This window comes from Nannocystis bainbridge, assembly GCF_028368995.1.
Taxonomy (GTDB): Bacteria; Myxococcota_A; Polyangia; order Nannocystales; family Nannocystaceae; genus Nannocystis; species Nannocystis bainbridge.
On sequence record NZ_JAQNDL010000005.1, the window covers coordinates 319,439 to 337,001 of the forward strand.

At 72.2% G+C, this 17,563-nt stretch carries 15 protein-coding genes; 7 read left to right on the forward strand and 8 right to left on the reverse strand.

The features are described from left to right. Nucleotides 1-421: 421 nt before the first annotated feature. Nucleotides 422-1,765, reverse strand: a complete 1,344-nt coding sequence (locus POL25_RS41590) for a DUF1552 domain-containing protein (RefSeq protein ID WP_272091991.1) — start codon at nucleotides 1,763-1,765, stop codon at nucleotides 422-424. Nucleotides 1,766-1,774: 9 nt separating this feature from the next. Next, nucleotides 1,775-3,436: a DUF1592 domain-containing protein gene (locus POL25_RS41595; RefSeq protein ID WP_272091992.1), complete on the reverse strand. Its 1,662-nt coding sequence runs from the start codon at nucleotides 3,434-3,436 to the stop codon at nucleotides 1,775-1,777. A 500-nt stretch (nucleotides 3,437-3,936) separates the two neighbouring features. On the opposite strand from POL25_RS41595, the gene POL25_RS41600 reads away from it, so the two are divergent. Both POL25_RS41600 and POL25_RS41605 read left to right on the forward strand, forming a co-directional pair. Beyond that, nucleotides 3,937-4,848 (forward strand): hypothetical protein, encoded by a 912-nt coding sequence (locus POL25_RS41600; RefSeq protein ID WP_272091993.1) that lies wholly within the window; start codon nucleotides 3,937-3,939, stop codon nucleotides 4,846-4,848. An 81-nt stretch (nucleotides 4,849-4,929) separates the two neighbouring features. After that, a complete protein-coding gene (locus tag POL25_RS41605) occupies nucleotides 4,930-5,673 on the forward strand; it encodes a cupin domain-containing protein (protein ID WP_272091994.1) in 744 nt (247 codons plus the stop codon). A 164-nt stretch (nucleotides 5,674-5,837) separates the two neighbouring features. Here POL25_RS41605 and POL25_RS41610 read toward each other — a convergent pair whose 3' ends face one another. Further along, nucleotides 5,838-7,043 carry an ankyrin repeat domain-containing protein gene (locus POL25_RS41610; RefSeq protein WP_272091995.1) on the reverse strand — a complete coding sequence of 402 codons (1,206 nt, stop codon included), beginning with the start codon at nucleotides 7,041-7,043 and terminating at the stop codon, nucleotides 5,838-5,840. 252 nt (nucleotides 7,044-7,295) lie between these two features. Here POL25_RS41610 and POL25_RS41615 point away from each other — a divergent pair, with 252 nt between their 5' ends. Further along, nucleotides 7,296-7,661 carry a YciI family protein gene (locus tag POL25_RS41615; protein WP_373372149.1) on the forward strand — a complete coding sequence of 122 codons (366 nt, stop codon included), beginning with the start codon at nucleotides 7,296-7,298 and terminating at the stop codon, nucleotides 7,659-7,661. A gap of 70 nt (nucleotides 7,662-7,731) precedes the next feature. After that, nucleotides 7,732-8,124, forward strand: a complete 393-nt coding sequence (locus POL25_RS41620; RefSeq protein ID WP_272091997.1) for a DoxX family protein — start codon at nucleotides 7,732-7,734, stop codon at nucleotides 8,122-8,124. A 3-nt stretch (nucleotides 8,125-8,127) separates the two neighbouring features. Here the strand turns inward: POL25_RS41620 and POL25_RS41625 are convergent, their stop codons facing one another. The 4 genes from POL25_RS41625 to POL25_RS41640 form a co-directional block, all read right to left on the reverse strand. Next, nucleotides 8,128-9,780 (reverse strand): serine/threonine-protein kinase, encoded by a 1,653-nt coding sequence (locus POL25_RS41625; RefSeq protein WP_272091998.1) that lies wholly within the window; start codon nucleotides 9,778-9,780, stop codon nucleotides 8,128-8,130. A 516-nt stretch (nucleotides 9,781-10,296) separates the two neighbouring features. Next, a complete protein-coding gene (locus tag POL25_RS41630; protein ID WP_272091999.1) occupies nucleotides 10,297-11,106 on the reverse strand; it encodes a hypothetical protein in 810 nt (269 codons plus the stop codon). Between the two features lie 42 nt (nucleotides 11,107-11,148). After that, nucleotides 11,149-12,378 (reverse strand): RNA polymerase sigma factor, encoded by a 1,230-nt coding sequence (locus POL25_RS41635; RefSeq protein ID WP_272092000.1) that lies wholly within the window; start codon nucleotides 12,376-12,378, stop codon nucleotides 11,149-11,151. A gap of 47 nt (nucleotides 12,379-12,425) precedes the next feature. Continuing rightward, nucleotides 12,426-13,442 (reverse strand): hypothetical protein, encoded by a 1,017-nt coding sequence (locus tag POL25_RS41640; RefSeq protein WP_272092001.1) that lies wholly within the window; start codon nucleotides 13,440-13,442, stop codon nucleotides 12,426-12,428. 137 nt (nucleotides 13,443-13,579) lie between these two features. On the opposite strand from POL25_RS41640, the gene POL25_RS41645 reads away from it, so the two are divergent. The 3 genes from POL25_RS41645 (at nucleotide 13,580) to POL25_RS41655 (ending at nucleotide 15,677) form a co-directional block, all read left to right on the forward strand. Then, entirely contained in the window at nucleotides 13,580-14,038 is a 459-nt protein-coding gene (locus POL25_RS41645; RefSeq protein ID WP_272092002.1) for a hypothetical protein, read from the forward strand. Beyond that, the gene (locus POL25_RS41650) at nucleotides 14,022-14,975 is read left to right on the forward strand and encodes an MBOAT family protein (protein ID WP_272092003.1); all 954 of its coding nucleotides are present in this window, start codon (nucleotides 14,022-14,024) and stop codon (nucleotides 14,973-14,975) included. The genes POL25_RS41645 and POL25_RS41650 overlap by 17 nt, the downstream gene beginning before the upstream one ends. A 192-nt stretch (nucleotides 14,976-15,167) precedes the next feature. Continuing rightward, complete coding sequence (locus POL25_RS41655) at nucleotides 15,168-15,677, forward strand: hypothetical protein (RefSeq protein ID WP_272092004.1); 510 nt, start codon at nucleotides 15,168-15,170, stop codon at nucleotides 15,675-15,677. A 7-nt stretch (nucleotides 15,678-15,684) separates the two neighbouring features. Here the strand turns inward: POL25_RS41655 and POL25_RS41660 are convergent, their stop codons facing one another. Then, nucleotides 15,685-17,286, reverse strand: a complete 1,602-nt coding sequence (locus tag POL25_RS41660) for a hypothetical protein (RefSeq protein WP_272092005.1) — start codon at nucleotides 17,284-17,286, stop codon at nucleotides 15,685-15,687. Between the last annotated feature and the right edge of the window lie 277 nt (nucleotides 17,287-17,563).

Sequence of the window (17,563 nt, forward strand, 5' to 3'; positions counted from 1 at the left end):
CAGTTGCGTATTAGCCGACACCACCTCGATCCGTCGGTCGAGCCACATTTCATCACAATTATGATGAATATTGCATGCTCGACATAATGGAGCGATATATTTGCCTTGCCCGCTACGACGATCGACGATTTGTACATGTGCGCCAACTGTCGCCTCGTTGCTGCACCCTAATACTGCGCAAGACACTCGTCTCGATCCTGTCGCATTTTTCCAGTGCTGAAGCCAAGAGCCACAGCTACACCTTCGCCAGGAACTTCCGCCGAGGTTCTTGACCAACAAATTCGAGTTCATGTTTGGCACAAGTTTGAAGGTTACCTGAGCTCCATTCGCGACCAAACTGTCGCTGAAGAGCAAAATCGCCCATCAACACAGTTCCGGGCGCGATAGCGTCGTTCACCCGCTCACCATCGCGCGCGCCGGTTCAGCCCGCGAACGCCTTGCCGGCGATCACGCCCAGCGGCGTCGTCGACCCCGCCGCCCCGCCGCCGACCGACGCCGCTGAGGGGTCGAACGCTCGCAGGCACGTCAGCAGCACGTCGGACATGTTGCCGTCGCTGTACGGGTACGGCGTCACCTGGTGGTGGATCCCGGGGTACACCAGTTGCCCGCGGCCGTGGCCCGCGAGCACGATCGGCTGGCGGGCGATGGTATGCGAGATGCCCTCGGCGCAGTCCGAGCTGCAATAGACGATCGACGAGTCGAGCAGGTTGGTGCCGTCGATGTCCTCCCACGCCTTGAACTTGCGCAGCAGGTCGGCGAAGCGCTCCATGATGTAGACCACGCCGTCGTGGACCAGGTCCTGCGCGCCGGCGTCGTGGGTGTGGAAGTGGTGACCCGCCGTCTGCCCGAGCTCGGCGAACACCGTCTCGGCGGCGCCGCCGATGAACATGCAGGTGGCCACGCGGGTGATGTCGCAGGCGAACGCGTAGACCAGCAGGTCGGCCATCACGTCGTTGACGGCGGTGATCGGCTCGACCCCGTCGACGTCGACGTTGGCCTGGCCCGGCACTCCCGGCAGGCTGCACAGCGGCGCGGCGGCGGTGATCTTCTTCTCGAGCGCGGCCACGCCATCGAGGTGGGCGTCGAGCCGCTGGTTGTCGTGCTTGCCGAGGCGGCCGCGCAGGCGCGCGACGTCGTCGCGGACCGCGTCGAGGATGCTGGTCCGCAGCGCGCGGTCGTCGGGCCGCGGCACGAACGCGCCGAACAGCTCGGTCCACACCTCCTGCGGGCTGTAGCGGGGGTACTGCGGCTCGTTCGGGCCCTTGTGCGACAGCGCGAACATGGTCGTGCCCGAGTCCATGATGCTGACGTGCTTGGAGATCCCGAGGTGCACCGAGGCGATCGGGGTGCGTTCGCCGACGACCGCGGCGATGCGCTGGTCGATCGTCGGCCCGCCCGCCTTCGAGAACAGGCCGTCGATCTCGACCATCGTGTGCCCGTTGAAGGCCGTCATGCCCTCGTGGTGGGTGATGATCTGCTCGCAGCGGTTCTGCAGGCCGGTCAGCACGGTCACGTAGTCGCGCACGTCGGCGAGCGGGGCCAACTGCTCGCTCAGCGGATAATCGGGGCCGGTCGCGCTCGGCTCGAAGCGCGGCAGCAGCACGCCGTTGCCGAAGAACCACGTCATGAAGCGAGTCGGCAGCGGCGTGGCGTCGGCGAGCGCGGTGCCGTGCGCGTCGAGCATGGCCTCGAGCAGCGGCAGGGCGACCACGGCCTGGGCCGCGCCGCGCAGGAAGGTGCGACGAGCGAGGGGACGACGAGTCATGACGGGCTCCTATCGAGGGTCCGCGACCGCGCGGAACAGCGGGCTGGCGACGAGGTCGACGAGCAGGCTCTGGACGCGGTGGCCGCTGGCGACGAACCTGTCCTCGAGGACATCCAGCGCGGGCAGCTCGCCGAAGGTCTCGAGGTGGCCGAGGCCGCCGCGCACGAAGTTCTTGATCACGCAGGCCGCAGCCCGCCGATCGTCGACCAGCAGGGCCGCCAGCTCGCGCGCGCCGGCGAACCGGCCGAGGTCGTCGGTGCTGGCTTCGACGTCGATGGCGAGCCCCTGATCCTCGGTGCGGAAGCGGCCGAGGGCGTCGTAGTGCTCGAGGGTGAGGCCGAGCGGGTCCATGCCGCGGTGACAGCTGGCGCAGCTCTGGTCGGTCAGGTGCCGCTGCAGCCGCTGCTTCATGGTCTCCGGCTTATTTGGGTCGGCGGCCGGCAAGTGAGTGTCGACGCCGGGCGGCGGCGGCAAGATGATGTCGCACAGCAGGCGGGTGCGAATGAACTGACCGCGGCGGGTCGGCGAGGTCAGGCCAGGGTGGGCGAAGCGAGCCAGGAAGCTGGCGTGGCCGAGCAAGCCGGCGCGGCCCTGCGCCGCCGGCGAGGCGACGCGGTGAAAGCCCGGCCCGTCGGGCGCCGGCAGCCCGTAGAGCCCGGCCAGCGCGGCGTCGACGAAGGTGGTGTCGCTGTCGAAGAACCGGCGGATGTCGCCGTCCTCCTGCCATACGATCGCGTCGAGCAGATGCAGGGTCTCCTGCGCCATCGACCCGGCCAGCGCGGGCGAGAACTCCGGGAACAGGTCGGCGCTCTTGGCCAGGGTCGGCAGGTCGCGCAGCAGCAGCAGCTCGCTGTAAAATTTGGTGAGGGTGGTCCGCGCCTCCGGTTGCTTCAGCATCGCCGCGGCCGCGGCCCGCACCTGGGCCTCGGTCTCGAGCTCGCCGGCCTCGGCGGCGGCCAGCAAGGCGGCGTCCGGGGTGCGTCCGAGCAAGAAGAACGACATGCGCGCGGCCAGCTCGAGCCCCGTGAGCCGCCGCCGCGCCGGGGCGTCGGAGTCGGGCTCGCCGAGCTCGAACAAATAGATGAAGTGCGGCGATTGCAGCAGCGCCATCAATTCGTATTCGAGGCCGACAGCGAACGAATCACCCCAGGCGCGGCCGTCCTCGGCGATCTGCACGAGCGCCGCGACCTCGCCGTCAGTCAGCGGCCGCCGCCAGGCCAGGCGCCCGAAATCGGCCGCCACGGCGGCGTAACAGGGCGAATCGGCGGTGGCATCATGGACGCACGGGACGAAGCTGGCGAGCCGCTCGCGATCGGCGACGGCGGCCAGAGCGACCGCTCGCGCGGAGGCCTCGCATTGTTCGATGGCGCTCGCCTGTAGCGCCAGCTCCGCCGCGCCGATGGCGTCGAACCCGTGCAGCGGATAATCCTCGGGGGGCGCAGCCGCGGCCGCCGCCTCGTCGCCGAGCAAGTAGCGGATCGAGCCGACGTATTGATGGCGCAGGAGGCGTCGCAGGCCGCCAGGGACCGGCGCGAACGAGTCCTCGTCGCCGCCGCCGGTGGTGCCGTCGATGGGCAGGTCGGTGCTCGCGTCGTCCGCGTCGCCCGGGCCCCTGCCCTCATTCGCCGGACATGCGAACAAGGTGAGACACGATGCGACAGCGATCGTCATCTCTCTTAAAAAATGATGGGTGAGCGACCGCGACATCAGCGATTGCTATGAACGAGGTTTGTCGACCACGCGACGCGAACCGTCGACCAGATCACGCCGCCGCCAGCGCGACCCACGAGTGGCCCAACCTGCCCCATTGTCGGCCCAAAACCCCTGGCGGCCGCAGCACCGCTGCGAGCGATGCTCGTGTCGATGCAGCCCATCGTCGCTAGCGCAGCGACGCTACGCGTCGTTGCCGAGCATGCGGGCCGAACATCGCTCCGCGCTTCGTCGCGTCGCGCGCCCGGGCCGACTGTCGCCGAGACTCGACACGCGGTCGGAGGCGGATTTCATCGCGAAGGTTTGCTCCCCCGCGGCGTCCGGGCTCCACTTTTGACCTGCCCACAAGAACAGGTCGACCGACGTGATCGGCTGCCGTCGCCGCTTCTCCTCGACATGGCTCTCTCGGCGGAGTTAGAGTCCGCGGCGTGCAGAGCGGTAGTTCGTCGAGCCAGCGGGACATGCGCGGACGCCTCGTTCACGGTGCGTTCTCCGCCGGCAGGTCGCTGCTCGCGTCGCGCACGGAGGTGCTCCTGGTGAACGCGTCCCTGCAGGTGCACGGCACGTGGCGGCCTGCCCAGGGCGACGCCGTCTGTGCGATTGCGCTGAGCGAGAATGGAGAGCAGGCCGCCATTGCGACGGAGTCGGACCGCGTCGTCGTGTGGTCGACGCAGACGCTGACCGCACGCGTGCTGCTCGAGGCGAACAGATCGCCCGAGGAGAAGCTGATGGCGGCGATGCTCGGTCAAGAGATAGACCTGCCCGCGGCGCAGCTCGCGGTGGCGAACGATGGCGAGACGGTGGCGCTCGTGCGCGCCGGGGCGGGTGGCGCGTACACGCTGGAGCTGCTCGGACCAGCTCGGGCCAGGGTGGAAGTCGGGTCCATCGATCCCTGGACGCGCGTGTCGATGCACGAGGAGCTCGTCGTGCTGGGCCGCAGCGCGTACGCACGCGAAGACCTGGCACGGCTGCCCCTCGGCGAAGAGGTCTTCGCGCGGTCGAACGGCGTAAAGCTGGTCCGAACGAGCGAAGGCGAGATCGCGCTGCGTGCCGCGGACGCCACTACATCGCTCGGCGAATGGGATGACGCGGGCTTTGCGTCCCACGAGGTCGTGCTGGTTCGACTTCGCCAGCACAAGGAAAGGGGTCCGCGCTCCCTGGAAGTGCAGCGCTGGCCGCTCGCCCCGGGCGTGATCGAGACGCGATCGATCCCGTGGGATGCGCCCGACAGGAGCGACCCTTTTGGCGAGCGCGCTCCACTCTGTGATTGCGCGAACCTTCGAGGCGTCGTCCATGCGGGCGAGGCCCACGCGTGGGTCGACCTGCGGACCGGTGAACGGATCGGCGACGTGGAAGCGCGCGATATGGATTGAGCGGGCCTTCGGGGCGAGGAACGGGCGCCAGGCATGACCCGCGACCACGCGCGCAGCGGCTATACTCGCGGCCGGACTCGCATGGCCATCACCCGTCGCGCGCTCTCCAGCCAGGCCCTCGCCGTGCTCGCCACCGCCGGCCTGGCGCAGCTGCTGGTCTCGCCCGGCGTGCTCGCGGCGTCGGTGCGGCCGGCGCTCGGCGCCTGGCTGCGCGAGCTGGCGGAGATGACCCGGGCCCTGCGCGGGCGGCAGCTCGGCGCGCGCGAGTACCAGGGGCTGCTCGATGATCTGTGCGGCCGCGTCGAGCTGTCCGACCTCCACGCGGCGATCGACCTCGAGGCCCTGAGGGCCCGCATGGCCGTGCCGGCGACCGGGGCCGGCAGCTGCGAGGTCGATTTTGCGGCCCTGGCCGGCGCTCCGACGCGTCTCGGCTTCGGCCGGCGGGTGTTCGCCTGCCGCCGCGGCCGCGCGATCGTCCCCCACGGCCACGACGACCTGTGCACCGCCTTCATCGTGCTCGCGGGGCGCTGGCGCGGCCGCCACTACGACCGGCTCGAGAGCCACGCCGATCACTTCGTGCTCCGCCCGACCATCGACCGCGCGTTCGCCCCCGGCGATAGCTCGAGCGTGTCCGACCACCGCGACAACGTCCACTGGTTCGAGGCCGAGACCGACGACGCGTTCGTGTTCAACGTGCACGTCGCCTGCGCCGGCGCCAGCGGCTCGCGGGTCTACCTCGACCCCGAGAGCGAACGCCTGGCGGGCGGGACGATCCGGGCCGCCAGGCTGAGCAAGGCCGCGTGCGTCGCCAAGTACGGCGGCTGAGCGAGAGATACGGCGGTCGAGCGAGGCCGCTTGCGCGCCAAGCACCGCGGCGGAGCGCGGACGAGCATCGGCCCGCATGCGCTCGACCTGCGCGGCTCATTATGTCCGAATGAGCATGTCCGATCGGGCATGCCCCCTCGAACATGCCCTCTTGCGCATGCCCTTCAGGACATGCCCGGAGCGCCAGCCAGCAGCGCCGCCACCTCGTCTTGCCCGTTGAACTCGGCCCACTCGCGCGGCGTCGCCCCGTAGATCGCCTCGCGGGCGTCGACCGCGGCGCCGTGGTCGACCAGCGCGCGCACCACCTCCGCGTGGCCGTGGCCGGCGGCCACGTGCAGGGGCGTCGGCAGGCCGGGGCCGGCGAGGCCGTCGACCGCGGCGCCGGCGGCCAGCAATGCGAGGACCGCGGCCGTGTGGCCCTCGCGCGCCGCCAGGTGCAGGGCCGTCACCTCGGCGGGCGTCTCGGCGAGCAGCCGGCGCGTACGCGCGTCGATCTCGACGCCGGCGCGCACCAGCACCTCGACCACCTCGGGTCGGCCGTTCTTGGCCGCCAGCGCCAACCACGAGGCCAGCAGCGCCGGCGGCTGCGGCCCGGCCTGCAGGCGCGCGGCCATCGTCGCCAGGTCGCCGGTGACCAGCGCCGTCGCCACGTCGTCGCCCGCCCCGAGCCCGCGCAGCAGCGCGATCTGGGCCGCGTCGCCGCGCGCCATCGCCAGCGCCAGCGGCGTGAGGCCGTCGTCGGTGGCCGCGTGCAGCTCGGCCCCGAGCTCGACCAGCAGCGTCAGCGAGTTCTTGAGCCCGCGCGCGACCGCCAGGTGCAGCGCCGTCATGCCCGCCGACACGAAGCCCATGCGCTGATGCACCGCGCCGGGGTCGGCCGCCACGGCCGCCCGGATCGCGTCGAGCCCGGACGGCAGCGCGGTGAAGATGTCTTCGCGGGCGCCGGCGGCCCGCAGCAGCCGCGCCACCGCTGGCCGATCCTGATGGCCCTGCGGCGCCCAGCGGACCACGACGGACCAGCCCAGCGGCGTGAGCGCGAACCACCCGTCGCGCGTCTCGAGCGCGGCGCCGTGGGCCAGCAGCAGCTCGGCGACCGCGGGCACTCCCATCTCGGCCGCCCAGTGCAGCGCCGTGGTGTCGCTGGCCGCCTCGCGCGCGTGCACGTCGGCGCCGGCCTGCAGCAGCGCGGCGACCACCGGCTGCTGCCCGCGGTGGGCGGCGAAGATCAGCGGCGTGCTGCCCAGCGACGGATCGCGGGCCCCCGCCAGCGCCGGCTCGGCCTGCACCTGGGCGACCGCGGCCGCGAGATCGCCGCGCTGGATGGCGTCGAACAGCGCGGACCCGGGAGACGGCTGGGGCGGGGCACTCATGCGGCGCCGAGGATCGCCCGGTTCACCGGCGGCGACAAGCCGCGGTCCCGCGCACGACCTGGCCTTCGGGACAGATCGAAGCGCGACCCGCGGCCGGCGCCGAGGAGCGTTCCGTCAATCATCCTCGCCACTTGGCAAAAACGTTCAAAAAAGATCCGCCGCCGTGTCGATCCGGCTCGGCCTCGTTCGACGTGGTCCTGAAGGCCGGGCGCGCCGCTGCGACCGGGCCTCTCACGACGAAAGGGTACCGACATGCGATTCATGATGATGGTCAAGGCTGACGAGCGTGGCGCCCCCCCGAGCCCCGAGCTGATGGCCGAGATGAGCGAGTTCATCGCCGAGACCCGGCGGGCCGGCGTGCTGCTCGACACCGCCGGCCTCGCCCCGATGGCGATGGGCACCCGGATCCGCGCCGCGGGCGGCGAGCTGACCGTGACCGACGGCCCGTTCGCCGAGGCCAAGGAGGTCGTCGGCGGGTTTGCGATCGTGAAGGCGAGCACCAAGGAGGAGGCGGTCGAGCTCGGCCGGCGCTTCATGCAGGTGCACACCCGCGTGCTCGGCGGCGCCTACACCGGCGAATGCGAGATCCGGCAGATGTTCGGCCCGGACGACGCCTGAATCGCGACTGCCACCATTGCCTGTTCACACCGCATTGGCTCCCTACCCCCTTCGAATCCGGAGATCGATCATGCCCACCTCCTCCTCTCACAAGCGCGCCCGCGCCGGCCGCATCCTCAGCGCCTTGCCGGTGCTGTTCCTCCTCGCCGACGCCGTCGGCAAGTTCGTCCAGCCCGAGGCGGTCGTCACCGCCTCGGCCGAGCTCGGGTTCCCGCCCGAGACGCTCGTGGCCCTCGGCGCGCTCGAGGCCACCTGCGCCGTCCTGTTCGCCCTGCCCCGCACCGCCGTGCTCGGCGCCGTCCTGCTCACCGGTTACCTCGGCGGCGCCACGGCGACCCACGTCATCCACGGCTCGTCGTTCGGGTTCACCGTGGTGTTCGGCGCGATCGTGTGGCTCGCCATGCTGCTGCGCGACGATCGCCTGCTGGCCCTGATGCCGCTCCGCCACCCGCGTTCGCTGTGAGCGTCACGGCTTCGGCGCCACGCACAGCGGCCGCGCCGCCTTGGTCGTCAGCTTCACCGAGGTCTGGCTGCCCTTCGGCAGCCACACCACCAGCGCGCGGCCGCGGTGGGCCGCGGTGGTCCAGTAACCGCCGGCCTTGACGCCCGCGACCTTGGCGAAGCTCTTGGCCTCGTTCGGGTTGGCCAGCTTCCACCGACTGATGTCGAGGTAGTTGTTCTTGCCGAGGGTCGCGCAGTACTCCTTGGCCCAGTGCTGGTTGCCGGTCTTGCCGAGGACCGCCGGCGTCACCAGCTCGCCGGACACGATCAGCGGCGGCGGCGCGGCCGGCGGGCTCGCCGGGGTCGGCGTCCCGCCCGTCGCGCCTGCGGGCGCCCCGGCCTCGCCGGAGGTCGCGCTCGCGCCTGGCGCTTCGACCCTGTCCTCAGGGACAGGCGGAACGACCACCGGCTGCGTCGGCGGCGTCGCCACCTGGCCGCCCGCGGAAGGATCGGTCCCGGCGCTCGGGCTCGGGTCGGCGCTGCGGAGCGCCTCGGTGACCAGCGTCGGCAGCTCGATCGGCGGCGCGTCGGGGCCGCGACCGAGGAACCACCACGCCGCGAAGCCGGCGGCCCCGAGCACCAGCAGGCCCATCAGCCGCGTCGACCAGTGCGTCGGCGTCAGCGACGGCGGCCGCTGCAGCGCGATCGTCGGCGCGAACACCGTCGCGTGGGTGACCGTGGCCGGGCTCTCGAACGGCTGCAGCGCGTCGGACAGCTCCCTGGCCGACTGGTAGCGGTCATCTGGCTTTTTGGCCAGGCAGCGCAAGATCACCGCCGACAGCGCGGGCGGGACCCGCTGGCGCAGGTCGATCGGCTCGGGCTCGGCGGAGATCACCGCCAGCAGCGTCGCCGGCACCGTGGCCCCGGTGAACGGGTCGACGCCGGTGAGCGCCTTGTAGAGCACCGCGCCGATGGCCCAGATGTCGGTGCGGGCGTCGGCGAACACGGCCCCGTTGATCTGCTCGGGCGCCATGTACTCCGGCGTCCCCATCATCACGCCGCTGCCGGTCAGGGCCCCGTCGCGGTCGATGAACTTGGAGATCCCGAAGTCCATCAGCTTGAGCACCGTGGGGCCGGTCTCGGGCTGATGGATGAACAGGTTCTCGGGCTTGAGGTCGCGGTGGATGATGCCGGCGCGGTGGGCCGCGTCGAGCGCGTCGAGGGCCTCGCGGATCAGCGCGACCGCGGCCGGCGGCGTCAGCTTGCCCCCGCTCTCGAGCCGCTGGCCGAGGTTCTCCCCGCGCAGCAGCTCCATCACGATGACCGGCCCGAGCGCGCTCGTCTCGAGGTCGAGGATGTCGCAGATCCCCGGGTGCCCGATGCGCGCCGCCACCCGCGCCTCGTTCTGGAAGCGGGCCACGATCTCGCGGTTCTTCGACACCTCCGGCAGGATCAGCTTGAGCGCCACGTCGCGGTCGACGTGCACGTTCTTGGCCCGCCACACTGCTCCCATGCCGCCGCGGCCGAGCTCGCTGACGAGGCGAAACTTGCCCGCCAGGATCCGGCCCTCGAACGGCAGAACCATGTCCGTGGCCGGACAGCGCAGCGTCGCCTCGTCGTGGTCCGCCCCGCAGAACGGACATGCTTCGAGGTGCGCGCCTGCCGACTCGGCGTTCATCGGGCCCGCAACGTAGCACAAGCGTCCGCGAGCCGGCTCGCGTCGAAGTCCGAACCGGAGGGCGCCTGTCACGGCCGAAACGCGCCCTGTACCCGGGTGTTCCCCGGCGACCCCGGCCCGGTGTCCTCCGGTCCGCGGGAGTTGGAAGCGCACCGCGCGCAAGCGCCCGCGCACGCACACACGCCGAAGATCGCCTGGCGCAGCCGAGCCCGGGGGCGCGCATGAACCTGTCCTTCAGGACATCCGCGCCGGCGGCTGCCTCGACAGCCGGTCCCGAGAGACAGGACCGGCGCGCCGCGGCGGACCGTCACCTGTCCCGTGGGACATCTTCTTCGTCGCGTGCCGCGAGCGCCGCCCGGCGATCGCGTCGCGGCCACCTGTCCCACGGCACATACGGCCGTCGCCATTACACTCGAGCCGTGTCCTCGAGGCCACCAAGCGAACGGGCCCGGATCTACCGGGCCCATCCGCCGCATCAGGCTCGTCACCTGTCCCGGAGGACAGCCGATTTGCCCGTCACATGCAGCCCGGCACCCAGTCGGGGGGGCTGCAATCCTCGAAGCCCTGGAGAATGCAGCCGGACGGCGCGTCCCAGGCCTTGTCGGGCTCGCCCACCTTGCAGACGACCGGGATGAACGGCGGGCACGCGCCGCCGTTGGCGATGCAGCCCAGGAAATCCTGGTTCCCGTAATCGGCGCACAGATCGCCGTCGACCTCGACGTGGGGCGCGCCGTAGATCGCCCGGCACTCGGAGGGCTCGTCCAGGCACTCGGCCTCGTCCAGCGACTCGCACGTATCGCAGTACACCAGCGCCGGCGCCTCGCAGGCCGTGAATCCGGCTGGCGCGCAGCCGGTGTCGACGAGGTCGTAGATCGCGTCGGTGCCGTCCTCGCAGAAGATCGTGCTGTTGTGCTCGCACTCCTGGGGCTCCGAGCAGCCGAGGAAGACCAGGCCCTCGCTGCAGCCGGGGAACTCGAGCGCCTTGCCGTGGTACGCCTGGCATCCGTAGGCCTCGCAGTCGGCCTCGCCGAGCTCGACGCACTCGGGCGGGATCGCCATGCCGGTGGTCGAAGTCTCGACCAGAGTCGTCTCCGACGGGTCGAACATCGTCGTCGCGGTCTGCCAGGGCTCTTCCGGCGCGTCGGTCGTCCCGCCGGTGGTGCCCACGCTGGACTCGCCGTCAGTGGCCGTCGGGTCGCCCGTGGTGCCGGACGAACCACTGTCGGTCGCCGAGAGGTTGCCGAGCTTGGTCGGCAGCTCGCACGCGGCCAGCGCGAGCGTGATCGTGATCGTAAGGATGCGGGGGACGTAAGCGAAGTTGTTCATGTCGTTGCCTCACCCTCTCGTCTCCGACCGTCGGCCCGTCCGTCACTGCCCGCAGCGATTAAAATGGCCGAACCGCTGGGCCACCGCCGACGCCGGGAATGTGCGCACCAGCGATTGCGCCGCCGACAGCGCCGCGGGCTCGTCGCCGAGTCGGCACAGCGCCTCGATGCGCGCCGCCTCGCGCACGTCCGCCAGCGCCCCGCCGGGGAACCGCTGCGCGTGCTCGGCCACCCCGGCCAGCGCCGCTGCCGGATCGCCGGCCGCCAGCTGCGCCTGCACGCGATCGATCGCCGCCACCTCCGCGGCCAGCCGCGCCCCCGCGTCGCTCGCCTCGGGCTTCGGCGCCTCCGCCTCGCTCGTCGCCCGCGGGCTCGCGGCGCTCTGGGAGGATGTCCCTTTGGACATGTCCTTCGGGACCTGCACCGGGATCACCGCCGGCGCGGCGATCGGCGCCGGCGTCGGCGCGGCCGCGAGGACCGGGCCCGGCTGCTTCGCCGCCACGACCGGCGCGCTGGCCACGGACGGGCGCTCGGCCGCGCGGGCCGGCGCGCGCGCGACCACCAGCCCGATGGTCGCCGCTCCGGCCACGATCATCGTCGTCGCCGCCGCCGTCTGCGAAGTCACCCACGCCGCCAGCCCGACCTTCGCCGCGCTCTTGCCGAACATCGGCAGCATCAGGCCCCACGTGCGCGACTCGGCCTCGCGCGGCGGCGCCTGGCGCTGGCGGGAGGCGTCGCGCAGCGAATCGAGGCGACCGCCGATCACCAGCGCCTGCAGCTGCTGCCGCGCCAGTCGCAGCCGCGAATACACCGTATTGACCGGCAGCCCCAGCTCCGACGCGATCTCCGGCGCGCTCATCCCCAGCAGCTCCGTCATCTCCCACACCGTGCGGTTGCCGTCGGCCAGCTCGCCGAGCACGCGCGTCAGCAGCTGGGCGTCGTCGTGGCGCTGCTGCGGCGCCGCGGCCTGCGGGCGGGCCAGCTCGGCGAACGCCGCGTGGCGCCGGGCCAGGCGCGCGGCCCCGCGGCGGTGGCGGAACGCGACCCGGCGGGTCACCCCGAACAGCCAGGCCCGCGGCGACACCTCGAAATGCAGCTCCTCGAGCCGGCGGTACGCGGTCAAGAACACCTCCTGGACCACGTCGTCGACCGTGCCGCCCGGCACGCCGAAGTGCTGGGCCGCCGACCACACGAACGCGAATTCGGCGCGATACAGCGCCTGAAAGCGTCGCAGGTGGGGTTCGTCCTCGTGAGCGGTTTCGCGCGGGGTCATCGCCGGTCCGGCTGGTGCCCACGATTCTCCGGCCTGCCGGCGATCCGTCACCATGGATCTCCGAACCGCATCTCGACCCCCAGGAGCAGCCGCCCCGACGCCCACGGCGTCCACAGCGGCACCGGCTCCGGGGCCGCGTCGAGCTCGAACTGCGGGTGCACCGGCGACAGCGCCAGCTGCAGCGCGCCCCACACGCTCCAGCGGGCCCCGGCGTGCCACGCCAGCCCGGCCCCGAGCACCCCCGCCAGCCAGCCCTGCGCCGCCGCCCGGCCCGTCGCCAGCCCGCGCGCCTCGCCGCGCATCGCCCCCGCCTCGAGCCCGACGCACAGCGGCACCTCGACGGGCCCGCGCCCCAGCCGGCCGCAGCCGTGCACCGCCCCGGCGAACAGCCCCGCCCGCACCTCGACCTGAAACCCGGCCACGTCGCGCACCTCGCCCCGCGGCGCCACGAACAGCCCCTGGACCTCGACCCGCCAGCGCGGCCACAGCAGCCCGCCCGCGAGCCCGACCGCCCCGGTGATCCGCGGCGCCGCCCCCAGCTCGCCGCCGCCGTGCAGGCGCACGAACCCGCCTGGCCGTTTGGACCTGTCTGAAGAGACAGTCTCGCGCGCCGGCTCGGGCTCCGCGATCGGCGCGAACCGATCGTCCAGCGGCTCGGCCGTCACCGCCTCCACGACCGGCTCCGGCCGCGGCTCGCTCGCGACCTCGGGCTCGGCCTCGCTCGCGGGCGCCGGCACGCGGGCCGGCTCGACCGCGGCGGCCACCAGCAGCGCCACCACGTCGGCCAGGGCCGCGCACGACGGGTCGCTGACCTCGCGGGTCTCACCGCGCTCGCCGGCGGTCAGCCGCAGCCGCAGGGTGAAGCCCCGCTCGCCGCGCACCACCGTCGCCTCGACCGCGGCCTCCTCGGCCGTCAGCGGCCGGCCCAGCCGGCGCGCGACCGCCCCCAGCACCTCCGCGCGCTCGGGGCAGCCCGCCGGCGCGCGCCACTGCAGCGCGTCCTCGGACGGCGCGGGCACCTGCGCCGCGCCGAGCAGCGGCGCGAGGGCGAGGCGCACGAGCATCGTCGGCCCAACATACCACGCGACCGCCTGCGGCGAGCGCCCGCGCGCGGACCCGCCCGCCACCTCTGCGCACATGGATGGGTCCGATCGTCGCACCGCCCGGCGACACCGCGAGGGCCCGGCTACGATCGCCGCGCATGAACCTCGAAGCCTGGCTGCAGCCCCTGATCTGGCTCGCCGGCGTCGGCCAGATCGCCCTCGCGCTCGCCTCGCTGGCGATCCCGCGGCAGCTCGGCTGGCGACTCAAGCTGGCCGGCATGTCGCCGCTGCTCCGGCAGATGTTCTGGGTCTACGCCGCCTACATCCTCGGCACCAACCTCGCATTCGGCCTGGTGTCCGCGCTGGCGCCCGCGAGCCTGCTCGACGGCAGCCCGCTGGCCGCCGCGGTGTGCACATTCATCGCCATCTATTGGCTGTCGCGGGTCGTCGTGCAATGGACCTACTTCGACCTGACCGAGCTGCCGCGCTCGCGCTTCAACACCTTCGCGCGCGTCTCGCTCGAGCTCGCGTTCGTGGCCCTGACCGTCGTCTACGCCGCGGCCGCGTACACCAATGGCTGCGCTCCCCGGGCCGACTTCCATGCCGATCGCCGTTGACGTGGCGCTCGCCGTCACCGGCGCGGCGCTGAGCGGGGTGCTCGCCGTCGGCTTCGTGCTGCCGCGATTGCGCGATCGGGCGGCCGCCCGCGCGCTCGCGTGGACGAACGTGCTCACCGGCCTCGTCGCCGTCCTGCTCGCCTGCGTCGCCGCGCCGGCCGGCTTTCGCATGTTTGCGATCTGCGGCGTGGTCCTGTTCGCCATGAAGGGCGTGGTCGCCGTCGAGGAGCGCCACGCCCACGATCGCCGGCTCGATCCGCTCGCGTGGATCGGCTGGGCCGCGGCGTGGCCCGGCATGCGCCCCGACCTGTTCGCCGCCCTCCCGTGGCGCCCGTTGCCCGGCGCCGGCGCGCTGCTGCGCAAGGGCGCGATCCGCCTCGGCGTCGGCGTCCTGTGCCTGCTCGCCGCGCGCCTCGTATTCCCCCGCTCCGAGCTGCTCGCCGCCGCCCTGGCCCTGCCCGGCCTCAGCCTGGTGCTCCACTTCGGCCTCTTCAACCTGCTCGCCGGCGCCTGGCGCCTGGTCGGCGTCCCCGCGTATTCGCTGTTCGACCACCCGCTCGCTGCTCGCGGCCTGTCCGAGTTCTGGGGCCGCCGCTGGAACCTCCCCTTCACCGAGATGACGCAGCGCGCCGTCTATCGCCCGCTGCTGCCCGCGCTCGGCCGCGACCGCGCCGCCGTGCTCGCGTTCGCCTTCTCGGGCCTGCTCCACGAGGTGGCCATCAGCCTCCCGGTCCGCGCCGGCTTCGGCGGGCCGATGCTGTACTTCCTGCTCCACGGCGGCGCCACCCGCCTGGAGCCGCGCCTGCGCCCCGCCTTCGCGCGCCGCCCGTGGCTGGCCCACGCCTGGACCGTCGGGTGGTTGGTGCTGCCGATGCCGCTGCTGTTCCACCCGCCGTTCCTCCGCGGCGTGGTCTGGCCATTGCTCGGCCTCGCGTGAGGCGGGCGCAAATGCATGCATGTCCCATTCGACATGTTTATAAAAACATGTCCTTACGGCCATGCATCATCGCACCCGTCGCCGCGATCGCGCCGACGCACGACCTCCCGGTCGCGCCTGGCGCCGTGGAAGGTCGATCCCGCGCGGCACGGCGCCCTGTCGTGCGCGGCTCGCTCGCGTTACCATCGCCGCGTGAACTTCTCGGCCCGGCTCGCCCCCCACCGCTCGACCTGGGCCATCGTCCGCCTCACCTGGGCCCCGCTGTTCGTCACGATGGCGGTCGTCCTCGGCGCCTCGGCGCTGCGCAGCGCCGCCCCGACGGCCGCCGACGGCTTCGCGTTCCTCGCCGGCCCGCTCTTCATCGCCGCGGTGGTCTACGTCGTCTTCACCTGGAAGCGCGGGCCGATGCTCACGATCGAGGGCGGCACCCTGAGCCTCGGCGAGCGGCGGATCGCCGTCGCCGAGGTCCAGGCCAGCGTCGAGCAGCACGTCTTCAAGGTCTCGTCGCGCTACATCCGCGGCACCTTCTGGCACCCGCTGCTGGCGCTGCGCCTGCCCGACGGCAGCACCGTCCGCATCGTCTGTCCCCTCGGCGGCGGCGGCGAGGCCAGCGGGCGCAAGCCCTCGCCGGCCCCGGATTACAACCTCGAGCCCGCCCCGTGGAACGAGCTCGCGGCCTTGCTCGGCGCCAGCGGCCGCTGAAGCGGGCTCACGGCGTGCAAGCGGCCGGGCCGACCCTGACGTCGTCGACGTTCCAGCTGCCGACCAGATACACCAGAGTGCTGCCGACGTTGAAGCACCAGCGCGCGCGGAAGTCGGCGTTCTTGTGCGGCGTGACGTTGTACGAGAAGAACTTCCACTCGGTGTCGTAGGTCCCGGTCGCGAGCGTCTCCCAGAGGACCACCCAGTTGGTGCCGTTGTACACCGACAGCGTGTTCTTCATGTACGGCGTATAATCGCTGTTGATGTAGCGCCAGTACGACAGGTGGACGTCGGCCGGCGCCGCGGACAGATCGATCGTCGGGCTCTCGAGGCAGTAGTAGTCGTGGATGGTGGAGTTGGGGATGCAGCCGCCGAGGACGACACCGGCGACGCCGTTGTCGTCGGTCGGGGTGTGGTCCAGCGCGGGGTCCTGGCCGTTCTGGCAGCCGACCGACGCGGCCGCGGGGCCGATCGCCCACTGCGTACCGAGCGTCCAGCCGGCGCCGTTGTCCGAGAAGTCCTCGTTGAAGAGATCCTCGAGCGACGGGCCGCACACGCCGGCGTCGCACACCTCGAGGTTGGTGCAGGAGTTGCCGTCGTCGCACGCGGTGCCGTCCTGGACCTCCTGGGCGAAGCAGCCACTCACCGGGTCGCAGGCGCCGGTATGACAGGCGCCGGCCTCGCCGCTGCAATCGAGCGGAGTGCCGCCGCCGCAGCTACCGGCGTTGCAAGTGCTGCCCTCGAAGCAGACGGTGCCGTCCTCGCACGCCTGGCCGTCGTTGACCGGCTCGGCGACGCAGGTGAAGCCCGGCATCTGACACGCGCCCTCGGTGCAATCGCCGTCGAGCATGTCGCAGTCGGCGTCGCTCAGGCACAGCGGCGCGGTGCACAGGCCGAGCGTGCAGATCGCCGACAGGCAGTCGCTGTCCTCGAGGCACAGCCCCTCGCCGAGGCAGCCGTTGCAGGTCGCCCCGCCGCAGTCGACGTCCGTCTCGTCCTGGTTGAGCACGCCGTCGCCGCAGGTCGCCTGGGCGCACGCGCCGTCGGTGCACACGCCGCTGGCACAGTCGCTGGCCTCGGCGCACGCGAGCGCGTCGCCGCAGGCCGGGCAGGTCGCGCCGCCGCAGTCGACGTCCGTCTCGTCGGCGTTCTTGACCAGGTCCTCGCAGCTCGGCGCCGCACACACGCCGCCGACGCAGCTGCCGATCTCACAGTCGCCGTCCTGCGTGCACTGGAGGCCGTCGGCGCACGGCGAGCAGGAGCCGCCGCAGTCGACGTCGGTCTCGTCCTGGTTGAGCGTGCCGTCGTCGCACGAGGCCGCGGGCTCGGTGGTGACCTCGGTGGTGCTCGGGTGCAGCGTCGAGTCCGAGGAGGCCGTCTCGTCGGCGGTGGTGCTCGTCGAGGTCGTCGGCGTCCCCGTCGTCGTCGTCGTCGAAGTCGGCGGCTCGTTTGTGGTGACCGGCGTCCCAGTCGTCCCCGGTTCGCCGGTGCTGGTGTCGGTGGTACTGGCGGATACTTGCCCGTCCGTGGTCGTCGTGCCGGCGTCTCCGCAGCCAGCGAGCGCGAGGGCGCCGACGAAGAGCGATACTTGGGTCCGTGGGGTGGTCATCAATGCGCAGAGTGCCAGGATCGCGCCAGCGACTGGAAGCCCACCGTTCGGGGAGACTCGGCGAATGATGGCAGCGCGCAGACCGCCGCACGTCCGGCGCACTGCGTAGTTGTAGGTACCGCGACCGGGGGCGCCGGCGCCGCCGAGACCGCTGTCGCGGCGTCAACCCGCCATTGCCATGTAATCAACGTTCAGGCCGGTCGTCGCACCGAGCTGAACGCGGGTCGGCGAAACGTCGTATTGCGGGGAATGCACCGACATCGGGGGTTCACCTCGC

Bases quoted from the DNA above. Each gene is read 5' to 3' on its own strand.
- POL25_RS41590 (WP_272091991.1), bottom strand. From the start codon at position 1,765: ATGACTCGTCGTCCCCTCGCTCGTCGCACCTTCCTGCGCGGCGCGGCC.
- POL25_RS41595 (WP_272091992.1), bottom strand. From the start codon at position 3,436: ATGACGATCGCTGTCGCATCGTGTCTCACCTTGTTCGCATGTCCGGCG.
- POL25_RS41600 (WP_272091993.1), top strand. From the start codon at position 3,937: ATGCGCGGACGCCTCGTTCACGGTGCGTTCTCCGCCGGCAGGTCGCTG.
- POL25_RS41605 (WP_272091994.1), top strand. From the start codon at position 4,930: ATGGCCATCACCCGTCGCGCGCTCTCCAGCCAGGCCCTCGCCGTGCTC.
- POL25_RS41610 (WP_272091995.1), bottom strand. From the start codon at position 7,043: ATGAGTGCCCCGCCCCAGCCGTCTCCCGGGTCCGCGCTGTTCGACGCC.
- POL25_RS41615 (WP_373372149.1), top strand. From the start codon at position 7,296: ATGCGATTCATGATGATGGTCAAGGCTGACGAGCGTGGCGCCCCCCCG.
- POL25_RS41620 (WP_272091997.1), top strand. From the start codon at position 7,732: ATGCCCACCTCCTCCTCTCACAAGCGCGCCCGCGCCGGCCGCATCCTC.
- POL25_RS41625 (WP_272091998.1), bottom strand. From the start codon at position 9,780: ATGAACGCCGAGTCGGCAGGCGCGCACCTCGAAGCATGTCCGTTCTGC.
- POL25_RS41630 (WP_272091999.1), bottom strand. From the start codon at position 11,106: ATGAACAACTTCGCTTACGTCCCCCGCATCCTTACGATCACGATCACG.
- POL25_RS41635 (WP_272092000.1), bottom strand. From the start codon at position 12,378: ATGACCCCGCGCGAAACCGCTCACGAGGACGAACCCCACCTGCGACGC.
- POL25_RS41640 (WP_272092001.1), bottom strand. From the start codon at position 13,442: ATGCTCGTGCGCCTCGCCCTCGCGCCGCTGCTCGGCGCGGCGCAGGTG.
- POL25_RS41645 (WP_272092002.1), top strand. From the start codon at position 13,580: ATGAACCTCGAAGCCTGGCTGCAGCCCCTGATCTGGCTCGCCGGCGTC.
- POL25_RS41650 (WP_272092003.1), top strand. From the start codon at position 14,022: ATGCCGATCGCCGTTGACGTGGCGCTCGCCGTCACCGGCGCGGCGCTG.
- POL25_RS41660 (WP_272092005.1), bottom strand. From the start codon at position 17,286: ATGACCACCCCACGGACCCAAGTATCGCTCTTCGTCGGCGCCCTCGCG.